Origin of the sequence: Petrotoga sp. 8T1HF07.NaAc.6.1, from assembly GCF_016772115.1 — a bacterium.
In the GTDB taxonomy this organism is placed as follows: Bacteria; Thermotogota; Thermotogae; order Petrotogales; family Petrotogaceae; genus Petrotoga; species Petrotoga mobilis.
Window position 1 is genome coordinate 25,566 of the sequence record NZ_AUPG01000012.1, and the last position, 25,620, is coordinate 51,185.

30 protein-coding genes are annotated in these 25,620 nt (G+C 33.9%); 6 read left to right on the forward strand and 24 right to left on the reverse strand.

Translation table 11 applies throughout. The annotated features are described in order from the left end of the window. The first annotated feature begins 136 nt into the window (after positions 1-136). The 4 genes from NAAC61_RS08430 to NAAC61_RS08445 all read left to right on the forward strand — a co-directional run bounded on the left by NAAC61_RS08430 (position 137) and on the right by NAAC61_RS08445 (position 4,001). A complete protein-coding gene (locus NAAC61_RS08430; protein ID WP_103065224.1) occupies positions 137-880 on the forward strand; it encodes an undecaprenyl-diphosphate phosphatase in 744 nt (247 codons plus the stop codon). Between the two features lie 139 nt (positions 881-1,019). Further along, positions 1,020-1,712, forward strand: a complete 693-nt coding sequence (locus tag NAAC61_RS08435; RefSeq protein WP_103065225.1) for a lipid-binding SYLF domain-containing protein — start codon at positions 1,020-1,022, stop codon at positions 1,710-1,712. A 71-nt stretch (positions 1,713-1,783) separates the two neighbouring features. After that, on the forward strand, positions 1,784-2,722 hold the full coding sequence (fba, locus tag NAAC61_RS08440; RefSeq protein ID WP_012208480.1) for a class II fructose-1,6-bisphosphate aldolase: 939 nt from the start codon (positions 1,784-1,786) through the stop codon (positions 2,720-2,722). A 73-nt stretch (positions 2,723-2,795) separates the two neighbouring features. Further along, positions 2,796-4,001 (forward strand): acetate kinase, encoded by a 1,206-nt coding sequence (locus NAAC61_RS08445; RefSeq protein WP_202695741.1) that lies wholly within the window; start codon positions 2,796-2,798, stop codon positions 3,999-4,001. Between the two features lie 23 nt (positions 4,002-4,024). On the opposite strand, the gene NAAC61_RS08450 is transcribed toward NAAC61_RS08445, so the two are convergent. After that, positions 4,025-4,531 carry a gamma carbonic anhydrase family protein gene (locus NAAC61_RS08450; RefSeq protein ID WP_012208482.1) on the reverse strand — a complete coding sequence of 169 codons (507 nt, stop codon included), beginning with the start codon at positions 4,529-4,531 and terminating at the stop codon, positions 4,025-4,027. A 257-nt stretch (positions 4,532-4,788) separates the two neighbouring features. Between NAAC61_RS08450 and NAAC61_RS08455 the strand changes: the two genes are divergently transcribed. Beyond that, positions 4,789-5,442 carry a histidinol phosphate phosphatase domain-containing protein gene (locus NAAC61_RS08455; RefSeq protein WP_012208483.1) on the forward strand — a complete coding sequence of 218 codons (654 nt, stop codon included), beginning with the start codon at positions 4,789-4,791 and terminating at the stop codon, positions 5,440-5,442. A gap of 221 nt (positions 5,443-5,663) precedes the next feature. Beyond that, complete coding sequence (gene rpoD / locus NAAC61_RS08460; protein ID WP_012208484.1) at positions 5,664-6,920, forward strand: RNA polymerase sigma factor RpoD; 1,257 nt, start codon at positions 5,664-5,666, stop codon at positions 6,918-6,920. 36 nt (positions 6,921-6,956) lie between these two features. On the opposite strand, the gene sufU is transcribed toward rpoD, so the two are convergent. The 23 genes from sufU to NAAC61_RS08575 form a co-directional block, all read right to left on the reverse strand. After that, a complete protein-coding gene (gene sufU, locus NAAC61_RS08465) occupies positions 6,957-7,388 on the reverse strand; it encodes a Fe-S cluster assembly sulfur transfer protein SufU (RefSeq protein WP_233186682.1) in 432 nt (143 codons plus the stop codon). Then, positions 7,376-8,602: a cysteine desulfurase gene (locus NAAC61_RS08470; RefSeq protein ID WP_103065228.1), complete on the reverse strand. Its 1,227-nt coding sequence runs from the start codon at positions 8,600-8,602 to the stop codon at positions 7,376-7,378. The genes sufU and NAAC61_RS08470 overlap by 13 nt, the downstream gene beginning before the upstream one ends. Further along, positions 8,580-9,797 carry a SufD family Fe-S cluster assembly protein gene (locus tag NAAC61_RS08475; RefSeq protein WP_103065229.1) on the reverse strand — a complete coding sequence of 406 codons (1,218 nt, stop codon included), beginning with the start codon at positions 9,795-9,797 and terminating at the stop codon, positions 8,580-8,582. The genes NAAC61_RS08470 and NAAC61_RS08475 overlap by 23 nt, the downstream gene beginning before the upstream one ends. A 40-nt stretch (positions 9,798-9,837) precedes the next feature. Next, a complete protein-coding gene (sufB, locus tag NAAC61_RS08480; RefSeq protein ID WP_103065230.1) occupies positions 9,838-11,253 on the reverse strand; it encodes a Fe-S cluster assembly protein SufB in 1,416 nt (471 codons plus the stop codon). A gap of 4 nt (positions 11,254-11,257) precedes the next feature. After that, entirely contained in the window at positions 11,258-12,031 is a 774-nt protein-coding gene (gene sufC / locus NAAC61_RS08485) for a Fe-S cluster assembly ATPase SufC (protein ID WP_103065231.1), read from the reverse strand. 180 nt (positions 12,032-12,211) lie between these two features. Further along, the gene (locus NAAC61_RS08490) at positions 12,212-13,114 is read right to left on the reverse strand and encodes a dihydroorotate dehydrogenase (RefSeq protein ID WP_202695745.1); all 903 of its coding nucleotides are present in this window, start codon (positions 13,112-13,114) and stop codon (positions 12,212-12,214) included. Beyond that, positions 13,107-13,847: a dihydroorotate dehydrogenase electron transfer subunit gene (locus NAAC61_RS08495; RefSeq protein ID WP_202695747.1), complete on the reverse strand. Its 741-nt coding sequence runs from the start codon at positions 13,845-13,847 to the stop codon at positions 13,107-13,109. Before NAAC61_RS08495 ends, NAAC61_RS08490 begins: the two co-directional genes overlap by 8 nt. After that, a complete protein-coding gene (gene pyrF / locus NAAC61_RS08500) occupies positions 13,831-14,700 on the reverse strand; it encodes an orotidine-5'-phosphate decarboxylase (RefSeq protein ID WP_202695749.1) in 870 nt (289 codons plus the stop codon). Before pyrF ends, NAAC61_RS08495 begins: the two co-directional genes overlap by 17 nt. Further along, positions 14,687-15,892, reverse strand: a complete 1,206-nt coding sequence (locus NAAC61_RS08505) for a dihydroorotase (protein ID WP_237729845.1) — start codon at positions 15,890-15,892, stop codon at positions 14,687-14,689. The genes pyrF and NAAC61_RS08505 overlap by 14 nt, the downstream gene beginning before the upstream one ends. A 496-nt stretch (positions 15,893-16,388) precedes the next feature. Beyond that, positions 16,389-17,087: a hypothetical protein gene (locus NAAC61_RS08510; protein ID WP_202695750.1), complete on the reverse strand. Its 699-nt coding sequence runs from the start codon at positions 17,085-17,087 to the stop codon at positions 16,389-16,391. Beyond that, positions 17,065-17,790, reverse strand: a complete 726-nt coding sequence (locus tag NAAC61_RS08515; protein WP_202695752.1) for an ABC transporter ATP-binding protein — start codon at positions 17,788-17,790, stop codon at positions 17,065-17,067. The genes NAAC61_RS08510 and NAAC61_RS08515 overlap by 23 nt, the downstream gene beginning before the upstream one ends. 214 nt (positions 17,791-18,004) lie before the next feature. Then, positions 18,005-18,166 carry a hypothetical protein gene (locus NAAC61_RS08520; protein WP_237729846.1) on the reverse strand — a complete coding sequence of 54 codons (162 nt, stop codon included), beginning with the start codon at positions 18,164-18,166 and terminating at the stop codon, positions 18,005-18,007. A gap of 139 nt (positions 18,167-18,305) precedes the next feature. Further along, positions 18,306-18,740, reverse strand: coding sequence for a DUF5700 domain-containing putative Zn-dependent protease (locus NAAC61_RS11070; protein ID WP_273542584.1), 435 nt, complete (start codon positions 18,738-18,740; stop codon positions 18,306-18,308). Next, positions 18,653-19,363, reverse strand: coding sequence for a DUF5700 domain-containing putative Zn-dependent protease (locus NAAC61_RS11075; protein WP_202695755.1), 711 nt, complete (start codon positions 19,361-19,363; stop codon positions 18,653-18,655). The genes NAAC61_RS11070 and NAAC61_RS11075 overlap by 88 nt, the downstream gene beginning before the upstream one ends. Before the next feature lie 175 nt (positions 19,364-19,538). Next, a complete protein-coding gene (locus NAAC61_RS08535; protein ID WP_202695757.1) occupies positions 19,539-19,739 on the reverse strand; it encodes a hypothetical protein in 201 nt (66 codons plus the stop codon). Positions 19,740-19,876: 137 nt separating this feature from the next. Then, positions 19,877-20,818, reverse strand: a complete 942-nt coding sequence (locus NAAC61_RS08540; protein WP_202695759.1) for an ABC transporter ATP-binding protein — start codon at positions 20,816-20,818, stop codon at positions 19,877-19,879. Between the two features lie 15 nt (positions 20,819-20,833). Further along, positions 20,834-21,595: an ABC transporter permease gene (locus NAAC61_RS08545; RefSeq protein ID WP_202695764.1), complete on the reverse strand. Its 762-nt coding sequence runs from the start codon at positions 21,593-21,595 to the stop codon at positions 20,834-20,836. Positions 21,596-22,246: 651 nt separating this feature from the next. Continuing rightward, a complete protein-coding gene (locus tag NAAC61_RS08550; RefSeq protein WP_103076168.1) occupies positions 22,247-22,498 on the reverse strand; it encodes a type II toxin-antitoxin system HicA family toxin in 252 nt (83 codons plus the stop codon). Next, positions 22,491-22,709 carry a type II toxin-antitoxin system HicB family antitoxin gene (locus NAAC61_RS08555; protein ID WP_103076169.1) on the reverse strand — a complete coding sequence of 73 codons (219 nt, stop codon included), beginning with the start codon at positions 22,707-22,709 and terminating at the stop codon, positions 22,491-22,493. The genes NAAC61_RS08550 and NAAC61_RS08555 overlap by 8 nt, the downstream gene beginning before the upstream one ends. Positions 22,710-22,826: 117 nt before the next feature. Further along, a complete protein-coding gene (locus NAAC61_RS08560; RefSeq protein ID WP_202695765.1) occupies positions 22,827-23,651 on the reverse strand; it encodes an ABC transporter ATP-binding protein in 825 nt (274 codons plus the stop codon). Next, complete coding sequence (locus NAAC61_RS08565; protein WP_202695767.1) at positions 23,648-24,247, reverse strand: hypothetical protein; 600 nt, start codon at positions 24,245-24,247, stop codon at positions 23,648-23,650. Before NAAC61_RS08565 ends, NAAC61_RS08560 begins: the two co-directional genes overlap by 4 nt. After that, entirely contained in the window at positions 24,228-24,596 is a 369-nt protein-coding gene (locus NAAC61_RS08570; protein WP_103078649.1) for a GntR family transcriptional regulator, read from the reverse strand. The genes NAAC61_RS08565 and NAAC61_RS08570 overlap by 20 nt, the downstream gene beginning before the upstream one ends. Positions 24,597-24,609: 13 nt before the next feature. Next, complete coding sequence (locus NAAC61_RS08575; RefSeq protein ID WP_202695769.1) at positions 24,610-25,581, reverse strand: hypothetical protein; 972 nt, start codon at positions 25,579-25,581, stop codon at positions 24,610-24,612. Positions 25,582-25,620: the final 39 nt, after the last annotated feature.

The window sequence follows — 25,620 nt, forward strand, 5'->3', positions numbered from 1 at the left end:
CTTATGGGTGGGGAGCGGGGCGATGGCTTATCAAACCTTTCCTTATGGGCGGGGAGCGGGGCGAAGGGGCGCTATCTATCAAGGTTTTAGAGCTTATAAAAATACTATAAAAATCTATCAACTTAGGAGGTAAAAAGTGAGAGAAATCATTTTAGGAATCGTACAAGGTCTAACGGAATTTCTACCAGTATCCAGCTCTGGACATCTTGCAATATTTTCATCATTCATGGACATCGATACAAATGTACCGTATTTCGCTCTTCTTCATTTAGCCACCTTTTTTGCCGTATTGTTCTTTGTTTGGAAAGAAGTTGTCAATTTGATCAAGGGACTCTTTAAATGGGAAAAAGAATCACTTACTCTAATCCTTAAATTAATCATTTCCTCAATCCCAGCTGCTGTTGTAGGTTTTACCTTGGAATCTTTGATCGAATCAGCCTTTTCTTCTCTTAATTTGATAGGGATTTTTTTAATAGTGACGGCCATCTTTTTATTAATTTCTGACACACTAAAAGGTAAAAAGAGTTTAACACAGATAACTTATGTTGATGCCTTGATTATAGGTCTCATGCAAGCCCTTGCAATATTTCCAGGGATATCTAGAAGCGGTGCAACGTTGTTCGGTGCTCTTTTAATGAAAACAAAAAGGGAAGATGCCCTAAAATATTCCTTTTTGATGAGCCTTCCTGTAACCTTTGGGGCGGGTATTTTTGAAATAAATAAGGTTACTTTTTCTCCTTGGGTAATTTTAGGAGGGTTGTTTGCGTTCGTGTTTGGTTTGTTTGGTCTGTATCTACTGAAAAAAACGGTACTGGTTGGAAAACTAAAATATTTTTCATATTATTGTTTTGCTATCGGACTCGTAGCCATTATTATTTAGTAATAAATACATCGTTTTTAAATAATCTTTTTATTTGATATAATATTAAGAGAGAATCGAAAAAGTAAAAATTTTTATTAGACTAATCAGCCTTAAAGTTTCTAAACAAAGTAAAGTTTTAAAAGCGAGGGGATGAAAAATGAAAAAAAGTATTTTAGCAACTCTCATTATCCTACTGTTTTCATTTAGCTTATATGCCACTGCTCAAGATACCGTAGAAGAAGCTCTCTTAGCTGTAGAAGAGTTATTATCAAAACCAGATAGCGGAGCTTTTGTTCAATTAGTAGAATTGTCAGAAGGCTTAGTAATCTTTCCTACATTTTATAAATTGGGTTATGTGGTTGGTGGACAGTATGGTGAAGGCATTGTATTAAGAAAAGACAGTGAAACAGGAAAATGGTACGGGCCGTCATTTGTAAATATATATGGATTAAGCTGGGGAGCACAAATAGGAGTACAATCCGCAGCGTTAATCTTAGTTGTAATGAATGAAAAAGGAATGGAAGGGTTCATGGGAAACAACTTTACCTTAGGAGGTTCAGTTGGTATTTCTGCTGGACCATTGGGTAGACAGCTTTCTGCAGATTTAGATTATAAATTACAAGCCTCCATTTATTCTTATTCAATTGCAAAGGGCTTCTACGCTGGAGTGTCTGTTGAAGGGGCTTACATAAGAGCAGATGATAATGCGAATGAGGATTATTATAATGAACCTCTTTCACCTGAAGAAATTTTAAAAGAAAAAGAAGTTGATAGCGAAGCAAAAGAGCTTGTAGAACTACTAGAAAAGGCGGTACTAGAAAGACAATTAAAAGATAAAGAAGTAACTTAAAAAGGGCGCTACTAAAGTTTTAGAGACTCTAAAAATAATAACAAAAATTCAATAAAAGGAGGAAACAAATTATGCCTTACGTAAATACAAAGGATATTTTAGAAAAGGCGAATAAGGAATACTATGCGGTTGCAGCTTTCAACATTAACAATCTTGAGTTTCTCCAGGCTATAGTTGAAGGAGGGATAGAGAAAAAATCTCCTCTGATAATCGAAACAAGTGAAGGGGCAATGAAGTATGCTGGCATGGGTGATCCTTTGAGAGGAGCAAGCCTGTTTGTAAAAATGGTTAGAGAGTTTGCAGATTCTTTAGATATACCAATCGCTCTGCATTTAGACCACGGGAAGAATTTTAAATATATAATATCCGCAATTAAAGCTGGTTATTCATCTGTAATGATAGATGCATCTGATAAACCATTGGAAGAAAATCTAAAAGCCACAAAAGATATTGTAAGAATAGCTCATGCAGCAGGTGTTTCAGTGGAAGCAGAATTAGGAAAGTTAGCTGGAATAGAAGACAACGTTGCTTCAGCTGAATCTGTTCTAGTTAATCCCGATGAGGCGAAATATTTTGTAGAGGAAACCCAAGTTGATTTTCTAGCTCCGGCTATTGGCACTTCCCATGGAGCATTTAAGTTTAAAGGAGAAGCTAAATTAGACTTTGATAGATTGAAAAAAGTTAAAGAATTGACAAAAATGCCTTTGGTACTACACGGTGCTTCAAGTGTTGTGCAAGAAATGGTCGAAATAGCTGAAAATTATGGAGCTGATTTCGGAGGATCAAAAGGTGTACCCTCAGATATATTGAAAGAAACCGTTCGATTAGGTATAAATAAAGTAAATACAGATACTGACCTTAGGATGGCTTTTATTGCAGGACTAAGAGAATTCTTGCAGAACAATCCCAAAGAGTTTGATCCTAGAAAATACATGGAAACGGCAAAGTCTTATGTGAAAAAGGTTGTTTCAGATAGATTGGAGCTTTTAGGTTCTGCTAATAAAGCTTGATTTAAAGTACAGCCATGGCTTCCATGGTTGTACTTTTTTATTTTAACCAAAAATATTAACAGGAGGATTTCGAATGAAAATACTAGTGATCAACTCCGGAAGTTCATCCTTAAAATATCAAATATTAGAAATGGAAAACGAAAGTTGTCTGGTTAAAGGGTTGGTTGAAAGAATAGGGGAACAAGAATCAGATATTGAACAAGAAAACGAAGGAAAAGAGTACAAAAACATAACCAAGATAAAAGACCATGAAGAAGCGTTGAAAAAAGCTATGGAATTGATCACTGATCCTGAATATGGATGTTTAAAAGAATTAAATGAGATAGATGCGGTTGGGCACAGGGTAGTACATGGAGGAGAAGAGTTTTTCTCTTCCGTACTGATAGATGAAGAAGTTATTAAAGCTATAGAAGAGAACTCTGATCTTGCTCCTTTACATAACCCTCCCAATTTGATGGGCATAAGAGCAGCTAAAAAATTATTACCCAACGTACCTCAAGTAGCGGTATTTGATACATCATTTCACCATTCGATGCCAGAGAAAGCGTACATGTATGGTTTACCTTACGAAGTTTATCAAAAATACAAGATAAGACGTTATGGATTTCATGGGACCAGTCACAGGTACGTATCTCAAAAAGCCTCTGAGATATTAAAAAAAGATATGAAAGAATTAAAGATGATAACGGCACATTTAGGTAACGGTGCATCTTTAGCTGCAATCGACAGAGGAAAAGTGATTGATACATCGATGGGCTTCACACCTTTGGAAGGATTGATAATGGGAACAAGAAGCGGAGATATAGATCCAGGAATAGTTTTTTTCCTTATAAGAAAAGGCTACAGCGTAGACGAAGTGGACGATTTGTTGAACAAAAGAAGTGGTGTCTACGGTTTGAGTAAAACGAGCAACGACATGAGAGACATCAGAAAAGGAATAGAAAATGGGGATAAAAAGGCAAAGTTGGCATACGATGTGTATGTATATCGTTTAGCAAAATACATAGGAAGTTATATAACCGCACTAAAAGGGTTAGATGTGCTGGTATTCACAGCGGGTGTGGGAGAAAATGACGAACATGTAAGAATGGACGTCTGTGATTACTTAGACTTCTTTGGAGTTAAAATTGATAAAGAAAAAAATACTTTGTTGAATAGAAAAAACGGAATTATCTCAGCTTCGGATTCTGATGTTGACATTTTAATAGTAAAAACTGATGAGGAATTAATGATAGCTCAAGATACTAAAAGAATAGTGGAAGAAGTGAACGAGAAATAGTAATGCCTGTTTAAAGGGCATTACTATTTTTTGCTATAACTTTTTGCCAAATTAAAGTATTCTTTAGCGTGTTCTTTAATTTGTTCGAACTCTTCATCAGTAAGATTTCTTATGACCTTTGCTGGAACCCCTAAAACTAAACTCTTGGGAGGAATTATTTTGTTTTCTGTTACCAAAGCTCCTGCCCCAATAAGACACCCTTCACCTATCTTTGCACCGTTTAATATAATTGCTCCCATACCTATGAGACAGTTATCGGAGATTTCACAGCCGTGTATAATAGCGTTGTGCCCAATAGTAACGTAATTACCAATTATAGTTGGATATTCGGTGTCGATATGAACCACTGAGTTATCTTGTATGTTTGAGAATTCTCCAATGGTTATAGAACCAATATCTGCCCTCAATGTGGCATTGTACCAAATACTAGATCCTTTAGCAATCTTTACATCTCCAATAATTTGACAACCAGGAGCTAAAAAAACATCTTCTTGAACAACAGGATATTTGCCTTTGTACTCATGAAGCATAATTTCACCTCTTTAATTTAGCTAAAAGTTTTTGTGATATAATTATACATCAAAAAAAGATTAAAAAAAAACCGGATCCACGAGGGATCCGGCAAGAATGTCTGGGTTTATCTCAGGGGGATAGGGGGATCTTTCTTTTTTCACTACTATTATAATATAGAATGTGTTAAACTTCAAGGTAAATGAGTTACTATTAGATTTAAAAGAATTAAAGATTTGTATACTATTATTAAGACAAAAATGAGGAGGTCTTTTTTTTGAATAAAGTCTATGATTTTCACACACACACAATTTTGAGTGATGGAGAATTAATCTGCAGCGAACAGATAAGACGTGCACAAACCCACGGTTATGCAGCCATTGCAATATCCGATCATGTGGATGAATCCAACATTGATTTTGTTTTAAGTAGTTTGAACAAATTTGTTGATAACGAAAGCAGTTTCTTTGAAGGGATCAAGATTTTAAAAGGGGTTGAAATTACTCACGTTCCTCCCTCTTTAATAGATGAACTTGCAAAATATGCAAAAGAAAACGGTGCAGATGTTGTATTGGTTCACGGAGAAACTATAGTTGAACCGGTTTTTCAAAAAACTGACTATTACGCTGTAAATTCAAAATATGTAGATATATTAGCTCACCCTGGTTTAATTACCGAGGAAGAAGTTGCCCTGGCTGCTAGCAATGGAGTTTTCTTAGAATTAAGTGCCAGAAAGGGTCATAGTTTATCCAATGGGCATGTAGCAAAATTGGCTCAAAAATATGATGCAAAATTACTCGTAAATAGTGACGCGCACGGGCCAGATGACTTTTTAGACTATGATTTTAGTTTAAAAGTAGCTATGTCTGCTGGTTTGAACATAGAAGAGGCAAAAAAGATTGTGGAAAGAAACCCTTTAGAATTATTGTAAATAATATTTTTAATAGAAGATTTACCAAAAATTTTTATTTCTTTATGTACTTTTAGAACCAAATCATATTATAGGTGTCTAAATAAATAGTTTCATTGCTAGACTTTCTAAATTGAAGGGGCTTGTTCCGGTTCCGGGTGTGCCAAGGTGTTAAGAAGCGCTCTGTAAAGTTTTAGAGCTTTTAAAGCGAGTCTGGTTTTTTAATGAAAGGAGGGAATTAAGTGAAAAACAAAAGAATAAGTGAGAAAGAAGAGAAAAAAATTATGAAAAGCATAGAGAATATCGATTTTGAAGATGCCGAAAAAGACGGAGATACCGTTAAAGTAAAAGTGAAAAAGTCCCACGAAGAAGCAAAATCAGTAGATACTTTCATTTCATTATTAATAAATAAAGCAAAGAACAAAGGCAATAAATTATCTTATTCCGATATTGATCATGCGATCCCTACAGATTTATCGGAAGAAATTGACAGTGATTACATAGAAAAGATTTACGAGGCTTTGGAAGCAGAAGGTATAGAAATTTTAGAAGAAGAAGTTGAAGAAGAAGAGAAAGATGCCTTAAATGAAACGGAATATGAAAATGAAGAGGTTGAAGAGTTATTTTCGGATACAGAGCTTAAAATGTATGACAATATTTCTTTAGGTGATCCTATAAAAATATACCTCAAAGAAATAAGCAAAGTTGAGCTTTTAAGTCCTTCCAGAGAAAGGCAACTAGCAAGACGAGCTCAAAAAGGTGATCAGAAAGCCAGAGACGAACTGATAAAGGCAAATTTAAGGTTAGTTATCAGTATAGCCAAAAGGTACACGGGTAGAGGGTTGACTTTTTTGGATTTGATCCAAGAGGGAAATATCGGATTGATAAAGGCTGTAGACAAATTTGACTGGAGAAAAGGTTTCAAATTCTCAACCTATGCAACATGGTGGATTAGACAGGCTATTACCAGAGCCATAGCTGATCAAGCAAGAACGATTAGAATCCCTGTTCATTTAGTTGAGACTATAAACAGAATGAACAAAGTTATCAGAGAGTATTTACAAGAAAACGGAGATTATCCTTCAGCACAAGAACTTGCAGAAATTCTAGATAAACCAGAAGATAAGATTAATGAAATCCTAATGAGTGCAAAAGATGTACTTTCTTTAAACTCACCTATATCTAGCGGTAATGGTGATGATGAAGAATCTGAAACAGGAGATTTTATTAGTACCGAAGAAACAACCCCGGAAGAAGAAGCTCAAAAAATGATTATGAAAGAAAGACTGGAGGAAGTTCTTGACACCTTAAACTCTAAAGAAGCGTTGGTTTTGAAAATGAGATATGGATTTTTAGATGGCAAACAAAAGACACTAGAAGAAGTTGGACAGTTCTTTAACGTCACAAGAGAAAGAATAAGGCAGATAGAAACTAAGGCGTTGAGGAAATTGAGACATCCAAACAGAGTAGCACAACTAAAAGATATTGTAGAAAGTTAAGAAAAAAGCCGCCTCGCTGAGGCGGTTTTTTAATTTTTACTTGTTTCCACCATTGAGGGCGTCATCCAACGTATGCCAAGCAAGGGTGAAGCATTTAGTTCTCATAGGAAATTTGGAGATATCAGAAAAAATTTCTATTCCATCTACTAATTCTTTATCAAATTCTTTGCCTTGTGACATCTTTATAATTTCTTGAAAAATTTTATTTGCCTCGTCTACTGTTTTTCCTTCAAGGTATTCACACATCATCGATGCACTTGCCTGACTTATAATACAGCCATGCCCTGTGAAAGTAATTTCCTTTATTATATTATCTTCTACTTTTAAATAAAGGGTTATCTCGTCTCCACAAGATAAATTTTTCCCTTCAGCTTTCTTAGCGTTTTGTATCTCTTTTTTGTACCTCTCATTTTTTGCATAATCTAATATTATATCAGAGTAAAGTTCTTCTAAACCTATTTTAACCACTCCCAAACCTTTTTTAATCCTTCACATAATTTATCAACATCTTCTTCTTCGTTATACAAATAGAAGCTTACCCTACAAGTGGCGGTTGTACCAAACTCTTTCATCAATGGCTGTGCACAATGATGACCGCTTCTAATGGCTATTCCAGTCAAATCGTTCAACATATGCGCTACATCGTGTGGATGAACACCTTTCATATTGAAGGATATTATTGACTGCTGCGTTTCGTCTTGAGGGCCGAATATTTCTAAAAAATCTAACTCTTTTAATTTTTTCAATGCATAAGAGGTGAGTTGTTTATCATGTTCTTGAATATTATCCATGCCAATACTTTCAAGTATTTCTATGGCTTTAGCTAATCCTACGGCTCCGTCAACGTTTGGAGTTCCCGCCTCAAATTTGTAAGGCAACACGTTAAAAGTAGTTCCATCGGTAGAAACTTTATCGATCATTTCTCCCCCAAACAAAAAAGGGGTCATCATGTTTAAATACTTTCTTTTACCATACAACACACCTATTCCCGTGGGTCCAAGCATCTTATGGCCAGAAAAGGCTATAAAATCACAATCCATTTTTTTTACATCGATAGGAAGGTGAGGTACAGCTTGAGCCCCATCCACAACAATAATTACATCTTGTCTGATATTTCTAATTTGTTTTATTAAAGTATTAACTGGAATAAGTTGACCGGTAACGTTTGACAAAGCGGTAATACTTACTAACCTCGTTTTATTTGTAATATGCTTGAGAAAATCAGATAAATCAAAAATCCCACTTTTAGCGGGATAGTATTTTATCTTTAAATTAAAAATTTTGGCTATTTGCTGCCAGGGAACAAAATTTGCATGATGTTCTATTGTAGATATCAAAATTTCGTCATCAGACTGCAAAATATTTGAAACTGCAACGGAATATGCTATAAGATTAAGAGATTCAGTCGCACCTTTTGTGAAAATAACTTCTTCGGCTTCAGCGTTTATGAAATTTGCAACTTTACTTCTCGCATCTTCATAATACTGAGTAGCTTCAGCTGCTAAAGTGTGCGCTGATCTGTGGACGTTGGAATGATGGTTGAGGCTGTATTCATTTACAGCATCCATAACTTCCTTTGGCCTTAACGTGGTGGCAGCATTGTCAAGATAGATCAATTTATGCCCATTTATTTTTCTTTTTAAAGCTGGAAATATCTCCTCATATTCTTTGGAAGATAACATCTTTTACCACCTGACTCATCCCTTCATCAAAAACTTTAATTCTGTCTATAGCGGATTCAAATAAACCTGAAGAGATTAATTTTTTGGCTTCTTCCAACGAAAATCCACGAGTCATCAGATAATATAATTTCTCCTTTTCAATAGTACCTACAGTAGCAGCATGTGCAGCATTTACTTCATTTTCATCCACCAACAAACTGGGAAGCGCTTCAGCTTTGGCTTTTTCAGAAAGGGTTAAAGTGTACTCTGATTCGGATGCATTGGCTTCCTTTGCACCTTTTTTCAAGTCCAAGAAACCCCTGAATATCGCCTTTGATTCATCTTTTATAACGCCCTTGGCATCGATTGCCCCAGTTGTTTCAGGTGAATAGAACCTCATTAAATAAAGCATGTCAATAACGTTATCCTCATCTCCCAAAAAATAAGGGAACAAATGAGCCTGTGCGCCTTCTCCTGCAAGTCTGAACACAATATGAGGTGAAGAAATTCTTCCACCAATATTTATATCAACGACTTCAACTTTTCCATTTTTTTGCACTTCAATAAGTGTGTTATCAATATTTATACTGTCGTTGTTACATAAGTTTATATTTATCAGCTCTAAAGAAGCATTTTCTTTCACTATTATTCTATTTGAAGTTGTTCTAAATAACTTTTCATTTTTGCTTGGCATTAAATACCTAATTACTGTGGCTTTAGAAAATGGGCTTATGTTATAAACTGAGGTCTCATAAATTGGGAACTTCCAGTCATACGTCAAAGTAATCAGTTCTCTTTCTTCTCCTTCGTTGGTTTTCAGATAAAAACCAGTATTAGAAAAAGCTTCAGCCATCAATAAAAACTTCCTATGAGCACCTTCAAAGTCGTATTTGGCTAAAATTTCTATTCCATCCTGGTCGATTCCATTCAAACCTAATATCTTCCCTGTTGTGCTAACAGGGACAAAGGAAACGTATTTATCTGGTTCATACCCATTTAATTTAGCCCTTTTCCATTTAGGGAAACCCCAATTTTTGTAAGCTTCGTATCTATAATTTTTGAATGTTTTTAACATTTCATTAGAGATGTGTTCCAGTGATGCTTGAAATTCATAATCCCCGTAATCTCTTTTTGGTGTAATTTGGGGGACTTGCCATTCAACCGCTTTTAGATCTTTATGCCTCATATCTATAGGTTTCTCAAAAATTGTGTCCATTATTGTTCACTCCTTGTTATAACTATTTCGATCAAAAATGTTATCCTATGCTTGATTCTACTTCTAAATTAATTAATCTGTTCAATTCAATAGCGTACTCTAATGGAAGCTCTTTTGCAAAAGGCTCTACAAAACCTCTAACCACCATGGCTTTAGCCTCAGCTTCACTTAACCCTCTACTCATCAAATAGTAAATCTGCTCTTCTTTGATTCTACCTATGCGAGCTTCATGTCCAACATCTGCATCATCAGTGTAAACCTCAATAAGAGGCACCGTATCACTTTTAGATTCATTATCAAGCATCAATGCTTGACAAGATACTGAAGCTTTTGCACCTTTGGCGTTTTCTCCTACTTTCAACCATCCTCTGTAAAAAGCCCAACCACCACCGATACTTATACTTCGAGCATCGACATTTGCACTGGTATATGGCGCGAACATGAAAACTTTTGATCCTGAATCCATGTGTTGGTTTGGCCCGGCATAAGTGATCGCCTTAGTTTCCGTTTTCGCTCCTTTGCCTTTGAGTATTGAAGATGGGTATATCATCGTTTTATGACTACCCAAAGAGCCTGATACCCACTCCATTATACCATCTTCATCAACTATTGCTCTTTTTGTATTCAAATTGTATGTATTTTTGCTCCAATTCTGAATCGTTGCATATTTTACCCTGGCGCCTTTTTTTACATATATTTCTACCATCCCTGCATGGAGGTTTGTTATTTCATAATAAGGAGCAGAACAACCTTCTATGAATGCCACCTCGCTACCTTCATCGGCAACGATTATCGTATGCTCCATTTGCCCCATTCCCGGGTTATTCATCCTAAAATAGGCTTGAAGTGGCAATGGAACCTTTACACCTTTTGGAATGTATAAAAATGTTCCTCCACTCCATACGGCACCATGTAAAGCAGCATATTTGTGGTTTGTAGGAGCTACTGCCTTCATGAAATACTCTTTAACTAAATCCGGGTATTCTTTAACGGCACTTTCCATATTTAAAAATATTACTCCCAAATTTTCAAGTTCTTTTTTTATGTTTTGATAAACGATTTCCGAGTCGTACTGCGCTCCAACGCCAGCTAAAGCCTTTTTTTCTGCCTCTGGTATTCCTAGTTTATCGAAAGTATCCCTTATCTCGGCAGGAACTTCATCCCATGATGTAGACTTTTTTGCCTTTGGCCTAATGTATGCAACGATTTTACTTACATCTAAGTCAGAAACATCAACCCCGAATCGAGGATCTCTCCATGTGTCAAATATATGTAAAGATTTTAAACGTAAGTCTCTCATCCAGGCAGGCTCTTCTTTTTGCTCGGATATTTCCTGAACCACCTTCTCGTTTAATCCTGGAATGGTTTTGTAGGCGTACGTCTCGGGATTTCTAAAATCAAATTTGCTCTGGTCTACCAACAAATCTTCTATGTTAACATTTTCATTTTTTGCCATAATTTCACCTCTCGGAAATAGTTATTCCCATCTCTTGCTCTAGCGTTGAGTAACCGTTTTCCTCTATTTCTTTGGCTAATTCTTCTGATCCCGTTTTAACTATCTTCCCATCTATATATATATGCACGTAATCTGGAATAACAAAGTTCAAGATTCTTTGATAGTGGGTAATCAGTAATATGCCCATATCTTCAGTTTTTACTCTGTTGATGTTTTCTGCCACTATCCTCAAGGCATCAATATCTAAACCGGAATCTATCTCATCTAATATACTCAATTTTGGTTTAAGAAAACCCATTTGTAGTATTTCGCTTTTTTTCTTTTCACCACCAGAAAACCCTGTATTGATATATCTTTCCAGAAATTCTCCGTTGAGATCTAAATTTTGAGATAACTCGGAAATTACTTTATTCAATTCCAATAGTGTAATTTTATCTTCTTTATGAATGTTTCTGAAAGAATTAATCAAAAATTGTCTCATTTTTATACCTTCAACCTCTTCAGGAGTCTGAAAAGACATAAACAAACCTAGTTTAGCCCTTTCATCTGTAGAAAGATCTAAAATGGATTGCCCTTCGAATAAGATATCTCCTGAGGTAACTTGGTACTTTGGATTTCCCATAATAACATGGGCCAATGTAGACTTTCCAGACCCATTTGGACCCATTAACGCGTGTATCTCACCCTTATTTATAGTTAAGTTAACGCCTTTTAATATTTCGACATCTTCATCTCTAACTTTTGCCTTTAAATCCTGTATTTCTAAAAGAGCTGACATCACTTTTCCTCCTTCTAATCTGATATCTTTTTTTATATATCTTACTTTTAAATTCTACCATATTAGTCAACTTTAAGTCAAGAAAAATTGTATAAAAAGAAGTACATTAAACAACTCTTAAAATTTAAAGTAGAATATCCATAATTGGTTAATTTCAACTTATTCTAAAATACCAACACTTTAAATTATCCCTCTTACTTCTTCTAAAGTTGAAATCCCTTCGTTTTGCATGTACCCTTCTATACCTTCAATTATTTCAACACAAGCCTTGGGATTGATAAAATTAGCGGTACCTACTTGCACAGCCCATGCACCTGCCATTATGTACTCAATTGCATCTTTATAATCCATAATTCCACCAATACCTATAACAGGAACATCAACAGCTTTTGAAACTTCATACACCATTCTCAAGGCGATTGGTTTGATACAAGGTCCCGATAGACCCGCAGTTATATTATCAAAAATGGCTTTTTTCTTAGTTATATCTATCGCTAAGGCAGGAAAAGTGTTTACAAGTGATAGTGCGTCTGCTCCTGCTTCAACGCAACTTTCAGCCATTTCAACTATATTTTCAGCGCTTGGAGATAATTTTACAATGAGGGGCTTTTTGCAGACTTTCCTAACTTGCGCTACAACGTTGTTGGCTATCTCTGCCTTGATACCAAAAGAGATGCCTCCTTCTTTTACGTTGGGGCAGGAAATGTTCAACTCAATCATGTCAATTTCAGTTTCGTTTAGTTTTTCAACAGAAATAACGTATTCTTCGATCGTATTTCCACTCACATTGGCAATTATCACCGTATCTCGGCTGTTTAGGAAAGGAAGCTCTTCTTCAATAAATGCATCTATGCCGGGATTTTGTAAACCAATACTGTTCATAATGCCACCTGTAGTTTCATGAATCCGTACACCACTATTTCCTTCTCTTTGCCTTAAAGTTAGTCCTTTGGTGGATAGTCCACCTAATTTTGAGATGGGGAAGTATTCTGAAAACTCTCTACCAAAACCAAAAGTCCCAGAAGCAGCTATTACAGGATTTTTAAACTCTACCCCAGCGATGTTCACTTTGGTATCAATCATCAAAAAATACCTCCTCTCCCTTAAAAACAGGCCCCTCTTTACATACCCTTTTCATCCCAGATTTTGTCTTTATACTGCATCCCAAGCATGCCCCCATACCACAAGCCATGACATTTTCCATAGAGACAAAAACAGGAATCTTATTTTCACATTTTTCAACTACTTTTTTCATCATAGGGGAGGGACCACAAGTGTAAACAACTTCATATTTCTCTGGTTTGAAGATATCCGTTATGAAACCTTTTTCACCAATAGAACCATCATCGGTCGTTATATGGATCTTATCCACATACTTTTGTACGTAATCCATATAATAAACTTCATTTGTAAATCCGGCATAAAAATCTATCTCAGCTTTCAACTTTTTTGCAAGATAAATCATTGGAGCTATGCCGATACCACCTGAAATTAAGGCGACCTTTCCACTCACATTCAAATTAAAACCATTTCCCAAGGGACCTAAAAGCTTTAACTTATCTTTTGGTTTTAGTTTAGATAGGTAATTAGTTCCTCGCCCAACAACTTTGTACAAAAAAGTCACAACGCTTTCTTCTACATTGCATATACTAAAAGGTCTAGACAAAAGAGGATCCAGATCCCAACTACGCAGCATATAAAACTGTCCAGGATCACCCAAACTGTCGTTGGATTCGATCTGAACTTTCAACTCGAATATATCTTTTGCAATTTCAGCATTAGAGGAAATATCTGCTTCCCTATACCCTTCTTTCAATTTGTATATCCTCCCTCATTTCAAGTACGGCTTTTCTGGCATAATCTGCAAACCTTTGGTCCCCATCCTCGTAATTTTTATAAGCGGTAATTATTCCCCTTGAAGAGTTGATAACGCCGCCATTACCTTTGTTTAAATAAAGGGAAACGTCTTTTCCCGTAGCCCCTTGATGACCGTACCCAGGGATCAAAAAGAACATATTTTTATATCTATTTCTAATTTCTTTTGCTTCCTCAATATGTGTTCCACCTACAACTGCACCTATTGAACTATAACCACAACTCCCTCGGTACTTAACCCCTATTTCATTGAGTTTGTCCCCGACAATGTAATAAAGATATTCATCTTTTGGAGATACTTTCAAATACTGTATGTCTTTGGCTCCTAGATTCGATGTTCTTAGAAGTACGAAGACTCCCTTTTCTCCACTTTCAATGTATTTAAGGTAAGGGGTTAAGGAATCAAAACCAAGATACGGATTCAGGGTTACAAAATCAACCTCAAACTCCCCTTCAAAATGAGCTTTAGCGTACATCTGAGCAGTGGATGAAATATCTCCTCTTTTTATATCCCCGATTGTTATCTTTTTTATACTTCTCAAATACTCTATCGTTTTTTTATACCCTAAAAGACCTTTTATGCCATATGCTTCATAATATGCTATTTGTAATTTATAGACGGGTACCAAATCATATGTTTTGTCTATTATCTCTTTGTTGAATTCAAACAAAATTTCATCAATATCTTGATACTTTTCTTTTAAGTTAACCGGTATATAATCCAAATGGGTATCCAATCCTACACAAACATTCCCCTTTTTTTCAACCTCGTTGAATAATCTATCTATTATCAAATTTGACACTCCCCTTTTTATATTTGATCTCTCCCTTTCTAATTGTTGCTATAACTTCTCCATAAAATTCCATCCCATCAAAAGGTGTATTTTTGCCTTTGGATAAAAATTCGTCTTTGTTGATTTTAACCTTTTTTTCTAAATCTACAATAACTACATCCCCATCGTATCCTGTTTGTATTTTTCCTTTTTTAACCCCTAACATTTGTGCTGGTTTTGAAGACATAAGTTGAGATAAGCGATTCAGTGAAATTTCTTCATTTTTTACCAACTTCGTATAACAAACGGGGAAAGCAGTTTCTAACCCCGAGATACCAGGTGCGCCTTTTTCTTTGTCTTGCGTTGAATGAGGGGCGTGATCAGTTGCTATAATATCTACAGTTCCATCCTTTATTCCCTTGATTATTTCCAAAACATCTTCTTTTTCTCTTATTGGAGGATTTACTTTGTAATCGTAATTGTATAAGGCTAAGTGGTGGGGGGTAACTTCGCAGGTAAGATTTTGTATCTCTCTTTTTGCCTTTCTTATACCTTCTATTGCCTCTTTCGTGCTTACATGGGCTAAATGAAGCCAAGCACCTGTCAATTTCGCAAGGTATATATCTCTAAAAGTCATCAAGTTTTCGGAAAGTCTCGTGTCTATCGTTACTATTTCATTGTCTTCTTCATGTGCTATGATAGTTAAACCTTTCTCTTTTGCCTTTATCATCGCTAAATACATAGTCAAATTTGACTGAACACCTTTTCCATCATCGGATATGAATTTCACATTATTATCTATATAATCCAAATGTTCTAAAGATTTTCCATCAAAGTTCTTTGTGATAGAAACCGTTTGGTGAATATCGATTAAATTTAACTCCTTAGCTTTGTTCAACACATACTTAACAACTTCCATATCACTGCATATAGGATTGGTATTACCCATTAGATTCACACATGTGTATCCGCCTTTCAACGCAGCTAAACTTCCAGAATGTAAATCCTCTTTATAAGTATAACCAGGATCTCTGAAGTGCGCATGCATATCTACAAAAGCAGGCATAACAATCAAACCTTGTGCATCTATAGTATATGTATCGTAATTCAAACTTCTCCCATAATTATCTATCTTCCCATCTTTAATGTACAAATCCCCGAATAAATCTTTCTCTTCATCCACGATCCTACAATTTTTAATCAGAACACTCATTTTAATTCACCCCCTACATAGATTCTTTTTTATTCTCTCAATTTTACTACTAACATTAATAAATAGAAAAAAAGTAGTGTTAACTTTGTTTGACTTCAAGTTTAACACTACCTTCCTACCCTTATCTTATTTCAATGACTATTAATTATAATTAAAATGTTATCTAAACAACTATTTTGTTAGATATACTGATATTATCCCTCATCAAGTTTATTTTTTACTTTTTCTATATGGCGTTTTATGAGTTATGGCGTTATACCTTAGCTTCTTCTTATAATTATTAAGTTTGTCTTTTAATCTTTTGAAAATATTATTTCCCTCTTTGCTTTCTGTGTTTTTAAGTATTTTCTTTTTCATAATTAATCACATCTTTTATATACAAATTTTTGCTGCCCCTACAAACTCTAAAACTTAATCTATAGCGCCCTCCAGCCCGATCCCTGCCCCACAATTGGCCCTACTTCCTACACATTATAACCTCTATCCTCAAATACCTTTAATCTGGAATCGTTAACACTACAGTCTCTTTTGTTATCTTTTTTCCCGCTACTACTGTGAAGAAAAATAGAAATACCCCTGTTCCTAACAATATCCACAACAGTATGTCGTTGAACTGTTCTGTTACAGGAAACAACGAAGTCAAATAACTGCCACCAAAAACAACTATGAATCCTATTACAAGAAATAAGTTATCGATTATACTTATTCGTCGGATTCTAAAAATTAGATAATACATAATAGAAAATAATCCAAAACCAAAGACAGAGACGAATATAATTACTTTAAAGAGTGAACCAGTAAAAAAGTTTTTTTCTAGAAACATACTTGTTATAATGTTTGAAATGATGAACGTTAATATCAATTCAACTTCCATAACTATCCAACCAACAATAATAGAGCTATATAGATAAGGTTGTATTTCAAAGCCATTCGAGAGTAAAAGTTCTATTCTACCTGTTGTTTTTTCTGGTATAACTAAGTTTCTGAACATCATGATGACTCCTACCATGTACATAAATAAAGCCATGAGAATAAATATTCTATTGAAAATAAACTCTGGTGCCTCATTAGGAGCCTCATTTACGATGGCATAAAGCGTAAAAGTTATTACGGCTATTAATAAAATTGCCGGAAAATAGAAATTGACAAAACTGGTTAATAGCATCCTAAAATTATATTTCATTATTTTCTTCATCTATATACACCCCCACTTTTTCTAAGAATAACTCTTCTAAGTTTCTGTAATTGCTTAATATATCACTTTTTAAGTTATCCAACACTATTTCTCCTTTTTTCATCAGCATTACCCTGTGGGCTAACTTTTCCACTTCGGCCAAATCGTGAGAGGTGTAGAATATACTTTTTCCTTCTTTGTTGAGTTTAAATATTAACTCCCTCATCTTTATCCTGGAAACAGGATCCAAACCACTCATGGGTTCATCAAGTATGAGAAGTTCTGGGTCTTTTAAAAGTCCTAAAATAAAAGAAAACTTCCTTCTTGTTCCTTTTGAATAAGTATGAACCTTTTTTGGTAAGAATTCTGAGATGTCTAAATACTTTGCATAGCTTTCTATTTGGTCATTTGATAGTTTTCCACCGAGATATTCTCTGAATATTTCGATATTTTTCCATCCCGTTTCTTTTTCCCAGAGCAAATCCTTTTCTGAAACCACCCCGATGGTTAAGCCATCTTTTTTGATTATTTGATCTTTACCAAGGTTGTAGATCCCCGTAAGGCACCTTATTGTTGTAGTCTTTCCTGCTCCGTTGGGACCTACCAACGCCAAAATCTCATTCTCTACAACATTGAAGGTTATACCTTTTAGTATTTTGTTACCACCAAGTTCCTTTGTTAAAGATTTAACAGAGATAAGTGTTCCTTTGTTTTTTGATACCATCTACAATTCCCCCTTTTTCTCTTGCTTTCATAAGTCCTCTGCTGATACAACGAGAACAAAACCAGAGATCTTCACAATTTCCACAAATATCTTCCAAATAATTTCTAACCTGATAATCTTTTCCTTAGAAAAAAATTCTAGTTATTTCCTTCAATCTTGTAAATTTTTTCATATGTTGTTTTTTTCACATAAAGCAAATACTTCAATCAAACATTTACTCTCCTATGTAATCTATAATTTTTTCGTCTGCGTTCCTCATCTTATCTTTTAACTCTTCGGTTAATTGTCTACCGAGTCTTCTGCTTAGTAATCTAATTGCAAATTCTTTTCTTTCTTCAAGTTTACCTTCGTTTCTCAATTTTTCCGCTATCGTCATAACTATTTCACCCCTTCCCTACTTTCCCTTCAATGTAGCTTTTGTGTTACATCAGAATGTATATGTAGCCGCGTATTATCCTATATACATTACTACATAGGTATTTATAATTTTTTACTTTGTTTTAATAGAATACGATTTACATTTTTAAAGCATCTATAATCTTCTGGGACCAACTTTTCAATTCTTCATTATATTTCTTGTTATACGTAATTACGGCTTCATTGTACGTTGAATATAACTTGGTTAAATCTGACATACATTCAAGTAGCCTTTCTTTTCCTTCAACCTTTTCTATCACTACAGAAACTTTCCAACCAACTGTGTACCAAGAACCTTGACCCCCATTATTTGTCATTAATTCAAAACCTTCCTTATATAATTCCTCATTATCAGGAAACTCTTCATTTAATATCTTTAACAAAAAATTCTCTATTTTAGAAAAATCTTCATTAAATCTTTTTATATTAACATCCCATATTTCTTTTAAGACTTTGCAATACTTGTTTGGATGATTATCAGGCCGCGAGCAGCCGCCAACATTGCAAAACCTTCGCCAAAAGCAGTCGTCCATTCTATTAGCATTTGTGCTTGCTTTGATAGGTATTTATATTTTTCAGGTTTGTGAACGTTAGCAAAGCCAATATGATGTAGTTCATGTATCAAAGTATTTTCCAATTTTTCTTTTGAGATATCCGGTGTTAAATTCAAAAACAAAACTAACATATTTTCAATTGTATGTACGAAGCTATTATTTAAAGGTTTTATAACAGGAATAATATAGGTTTCAATTTTTGCATCTTTCGGAAGATAATTTTTGGTATCAAGAATAATATGTTCTATATCGATTGATTTAAACAACTTATAAGCTCTCAAGAAATTTTCGTAATCTTTCAGAGGTCTTTCAATTATAAAACTTTCTATATCACTGGATTTAGAGATCCCCATAGATCTCAAAAAATTTTCGTATTTACTAACTTGACCCTCACCCAGCAAAAATGACTTAAAATCACTTTCATTAGTTTCTTTTATCTTTAATTTTTCATACATGTCATCGTCTCTTTTTGCTAACCACTGATATCCTTTGCTTAAAAACAAATCTTCCCAATCAGATTGTGTGATAGTCTCGTTATTATGCATTTTTCCTAATATTTTCAGGACACATTCTACTTGATCATAGATAAAATTCACACTCATAATCCACACTCCTCATATAATATTTATTGCTGACTTCAGAATCTCTAACCCTTCTTTAGGGCTCTTTCACTCCGCTCCTAACAATATCCCACATTCGATCGTATTTTATTCCATCATATTTCCTTTTCTCTTTTAACTTTTTTATGGTTTAAAAAGTTTCCCATTTCCTTATTTTTTAAGGTAGAGAAACCTCAAAGAAATATCTCTTAAGGTCCCTGTGATTGTAAATATAGAGGATATTTTTCCCATCGGCATTTACATTTTTATCAAAGGCAAACTTCGGATAGTAGAGCAAATTTGGGCTATTTATATACAATCTTATATTCAGATCTTCATCACGAATATTTCCATTTCTCCTTGAATCTATGAAATACACTAAGCCGTTCTCTGACAAAAGATACACATTACCTTTTTGAGTAACTATATCCAATATTTCGTTTTCATTGTCATGTAGATTAACAACAAAGCTTTCATCCTACTTTCTCTGTTTTTCAAATAAAAGAAGAATTCGATTCAACTGTTGCTCCCATTAGTATATGAAATGAATATCTTTTCGAAATTCACCATTTGCTTTTCTATGCTCATTATTTCTACATTACGTGATTTGAAAAAATCAATAACCTCATATAATTCTGAAGATGTTTTAAAGTCAACTGTAAGGTCGTAAACGTTACTCTCTTTTGTCAATTCTGTAATGCCAATTTTATCAAGTTCTCTTTCTAAGGTATCTTCTGATCTAACTTTAATCTTGTAACCCGTTGCACTGAATACATCCATTAGCTTTTTCTTATCTTCACACACAACTATTTTCCCATTGTTTATTATCGCAACTCTATCTGCTATTTCTTCAACTAATGCCATATCATGGGTAGAAAGTAGAATACTTTTTCCTTTTTCTTTCACGTTTGTTAACAATCTTCTAAATTCTACATTAGAAATTACGTCGAGCCCAAGAGTAGGTTCATCCAATAGCAGAACATCAGTATCCGCTGCTAAACAAACAGCTAGGGCTGTTTTTTGCTGCATTCCCCTTGAAAGTGTATAAACCACTTCATTGGCTTTTTCTTTAATTCCCAAAAAATCTAAAATATCTAAGGCTTCATTTTTCGATATCTTTTTCCCCCTGATTCCAACAAAGTACTGTATATTTTCAATTGGGGTTAGCCTGTGATAAAGGTTCCTACTCCCTTCCAAAACTACACTTATCTGTTTAAGAGCTTTAGACCTCTCTGTTTTCAAATCATAATCTTTTATTTTTATCTTTCCTTCATCGAAAACAAGAAGGCCACATATACTTTTGATGGTAGTTGTTTTTCCCGCACCATTTGGGCCAAGGAGTGCGAAGATCTCTCCTTCTTTCACGTGAAATGAAATCTTATCTACCGCTGTAAGCATTTCTTTTGAAGTTCTTTGTGGGTATCTTTTTAGTAAGTCATTAACTTCAATAACGTTCATCTATTTCACCACCCTTTAATATTGTCCCAGCGTTCCTCTAACCATGGCACGTTTTTCAAAACCCCTGAATATAACTATTCCAACCAAAAGAAATAACGCTGCAGCTATCCACAAAATTACGTGGTCTTGAATCGGGAACTGATAAAACTTTGTCCCTGTAACCGCCATACTTCTCATCATTCCCGTTGCTTTTACCATTGGCAAAAGTTCAAACCAAAGCGCATCAACTTCAAACATCAAAATTGCAAGGAAAGCAAAAGTACATATTTGAATGAATGAAGAAATCTTTTTAAATATCAAAGCCATTCCTCCCAGAATTAAACCAACACCAACCGCACTAATTGAACCAAGAATAATTAAATAGAGGAGAGTAACAAGGTCAAAATTCAAAGTTCTTCCTGTTGTAAAAGCTGCTAAATACATTAAAGGTACTATCATTAGAACGTTTATACAAAAATCACTTATCACATGAAAAATCATTTGAAACTCAAATTTTACTGGAGACATAAACAGTTGTTCCAAAGTTCCTCTTTCTGCCTCTTGAATTATCCAGTATGAAACACCTTGGAACGAAGCTAAAAACATTATCCACATGAAATAACTCACAATGATTCCATCAATGGTATCTCCAAAATTAGGGCCACTTGCTATCTTAAATCCAAAAAATATAAGATAGAAGATGATGAAAAGTATTATGAATGAAGAAACTGTGTCAAAAAAATATCTCTTCATTTCAATAAAAGTTTTCCTGAAATTTGCAACAAAAGCATTTATCATCCTTCATCCCTCCATTTAAAAATAAAATAATAACTCACTTTTGTTTATATATTTTTTGATAATAACAAATATCTACTAATGTTTCAAGGCCATCCTTTGATTTAATCTTTGTTTAAATAGCACTTGCTAAAATTAATTTTTATACTTTTTAATTTCATTATACCCTTTCCCATATGGTTTTCAATTGTTTTTTTTATTGGCTTCAAAGATGTATTGATAAAGCTTTACAGAGATCGGTCGAAAAATACTTATGTTAAAATTATTTACAATTGTTTTTATCAGATGTAATGCATTTGTCTTTCTTTTAGTTATTATAAGAGAATTATGATATAATGAAATTTAGAAAAAAATACAGAATTTTCAAGTGATGTTAACATTCCAAAGGAAGGGCTTTCGAAGTAAATTTTATTTTATATTTTTATTGCTATTGAGTAAAAAACCTTCTGCTATTTCTTTTTATGCTTTTGAAGGGGAAGAAAGAGAAGAGTTTGTAGAAATTATCGGCAATTTTTAATTGAAAAACGCCCATGTTGGGCGTCTTTTTTGATTCTATCATTAGTTTTGCGATCAATTTTGCAAATGTAGTTTTATCTTTAATTTCAAATTCTTCAAGTGATAAAGACTGGTTATTTAGGTTTAGAAAAGAATTTTTTATTTTTTGAAAATTTCTTCTACCAGCTGCTCTTTCGTGATTTTTAAGTATTCTGAGACATCTCTTAATATGTTATTTAACGTACCTATTTTAAGAAATTTGTGATCAGGTATGGTTATGTTATGCGAATACCCCATATATTCGGAATTCAATCTTAAATGGCTTCCTGTCTTTCTTAAAATTTTATAATTATATTTTCGAAGTAGATCTGCTAATTCTTTTCCTGAGATATTTCTTGGAATTTTAGACATATTTGAATGTCTCTTCTTTTACAATATGCAATCTTATAATATCGGGAACATCTTCTTCTTTATCAAAGTGACATTTTATAGCATCTTTAATATTTTCTTTCAGCTCATCTAAGGTTGATCCTTCTGTAAAGATTGATTCTCCCAAAGCCCTTGCATTATATCCACCTTCTGGGTCTTCTTCTACTATAAATATTATTTCTTTGACTTTCATCAGATTCATCCCCTTTTATTTTCTAGTTTCTGATAATATTATATCATATGGGGAAAAATTGTCAGAAAAGCATCCATTCTTTGTTTTTGTCTTTTTGAAAAGGGAGAAATAGAACCGTTATTTTTTAACTTCAAAAGGGGTGAAAGCTTGGATACTTCTTAAATATCCCAGAACAATTTCGTTAAATGTCGCAAATCTTCCAATCTCTTCTTCAGTTTTTACCAATACCTCTTCTTCAAAGTTAGCAACAACTTCACCACTTGGAATGGGTTCACCTTTTCTTATCATCCTGTGCTTTTCTTTAGCAGAATCCATATCGTCTGTATATAATATTTTACCTTCTTTTATAATCGCAAAAGATGAGGATATTTCCTCGAGTTCGTATATTTCGTGAGAAGATATGATTATCGTCTTGTTCGTTTCATTTGCATAATTTCTTAAAATTTTTAAAGCCTCCGATCTTATAACGGGATCAAGGTTCTGAGTTGGTTCATCTAAGAGCAAAAGATCAGCGTTACTGGATATTGTTAGTGCCAAATAAAACAATGTTTTCATACCCATGGAATATCTTTCCACTTTTTGGTTTATGTCGAAGTTGTAATGTAAAACAAAATTAGAAAATGTTTCCTCATTGAAGTTAGGATACAACATACCCCAAATTTTTAGGTAATCACTTCCTTTAAAATTAGAAAATGTCAATCTATCTTCTGTCATCACCGAAACTTTTGCTTTTATCTTAGGAGTTATTTTTTCAGAAAAAAGCTTTATCTCACCATTGTTTGGTTTCAACTCCCCGTACAAACATCTCAAAGTTGTTGTTTTCCCTGCACCATTGGGACCTATTAGAGAAAAGATTTCACCCTCATTTACGTTAAAATTGATCTTGTTCAATATCGGTTTTGAATTGAAATTTTTAACTAAGTCTTTCACTTCTACTATCATTTTTGTACACCTCTTTTTTCAAACAGATATAAAGATATGAGTAAAAGAAACACAGAAAATATCAAACTTGCCCAAACATTCCCTTGATATGATGGACTAATATATTTATAGGGATTTACAGAAGAACTGGATCCAATTTCTCCAAGTATCCAATCAGCTATTAATATCAAAAACGGTATCCCAAAGGTATCTCCCCCTAATGTAACAGAGATTATAATAATAGCAAAATAAGCTGTTGCAAATATTAAGACACCCAAGATCTTTAAAAGTGGTATTGATGGGTACAAATTTCCAAAATTAAAAAAAGCTAGTCCAATAGAACTAGGTATGACTATCAAAAGTAGAGAAAGTATATAAGATGAGAAGAATACCTCTCTGTACGAATAAGGAAGGGATATTATAAGTGAGAACTTCCCGTTTCTTAAATCATGTCCGATCATGTTTGTAAGGAAAAGGAATATGAAAAATAACGTTAAAAACAGTTTTTCAAAGGTTATGAAAAATAAAAAAATCAAAGAAAATATAAATATTCTTCCACTTTTTTCAGTAAACTCCTTTTGAAAGTACACTTCCAACTTATTCAGAAAATTGACCATCTTTCCAAACCTCCTCCAAAATTAATTTTATAGTTTCTAAGTCTATGTCTTCCTTTTTTAATTTTTCTACACAATTTCTAATCTCATCAACAATGCCTTTTTTTAAATCTATATTCTTTGAAACAAAAAAACCTACTCCATGTTGGGCTTCTATGTATCCTGATGTTTCTAACTTATCTAAAGCTTTTAAAATCGTGTTTATGTTGACTTTGAAAACTGTACTCAACTCCCTAACAGGTGGTAATTGATCACCTTCTTTTAGATTTCCCATAATTATTTCCTTTTTTATTTGGTTCATTATTTGTAAATAAGATGGTATCCCACTGTGTTTATCTACTTCATACAGCATATTTACAACCCTTTCAATATTTTTTTCTTCTGATCTTAATTCTGCCTTGGGTATCGAGCTTTAACCTTCCTTCATTATCCGAAGGTTCTAGAAGTTCTAGATCACCATAAGCCCCTTTAATTGATAAATACCTCGTACCTACCCATTTATCCATGTATTGTATGGTACCTGTCAATGCTGCGCCGTTAATATAGATATGTTCTGCGTTAATTACTGAGAGATCAATTTCCATACCAGCACCGTTTAACGTTAACTCTTCGGCATCTACCAAGCCATCCCAACTAATCCCTGATACATTAATTTCAGCTTGGTCTACGTGTATATTATCACCTAAACTTAAACCTGCAGAATTTATCGAAAGATTACTCGATTCAAGTGTTACATTGAAATCAAGCCCTGTGGTATTTAAATCAAAATTTTCTACTTCTAAATTCCCCAATACATTCAAACCTGTTGAGTTTATTCTTATATTCTTGTAGGGTACTTTTGAGCCAATTACTAAGATATATTTTTGATCTTGAACGTCTGATGTTAAAGTTAAAGTATCTTCATTTCTCATACGATTAATTTGATTAGGAATGTAGATCTGATCAGACGTTTCATCAAAAATTATTTCATAATTTATTCCATTAATTTGTAGGTTTTCAGCCCTTTCTATGTAGATATCAGGCTGGATTTCTTCAGTATTAGAATTGTAGCTATAACCGTTTTGGTTATATAATTCTTCCCAGTTGAAAATATTATTCCATAAATTATCCCAATCTATATGCGAGTCTATAAAATAAGAAAATATACTTGCTGGAATCACAAATAAAACTACCGCTAAAATAACAAACAAGATTTTAAAGCTTTTCAGGTTAAGAGCCAGAAAAACAATCGCAACTGTCGAAAAAATGGTTTTCAAAAAGAAGGAAGGTATAAAAAGAGCAGAAATACCGAAAACAGCTGCAAAGACAAGTTTTAACAAATAATTGTACCTGGACATTTACATTCACCCCCAATGTTTTGTTGTTATATTTAACTA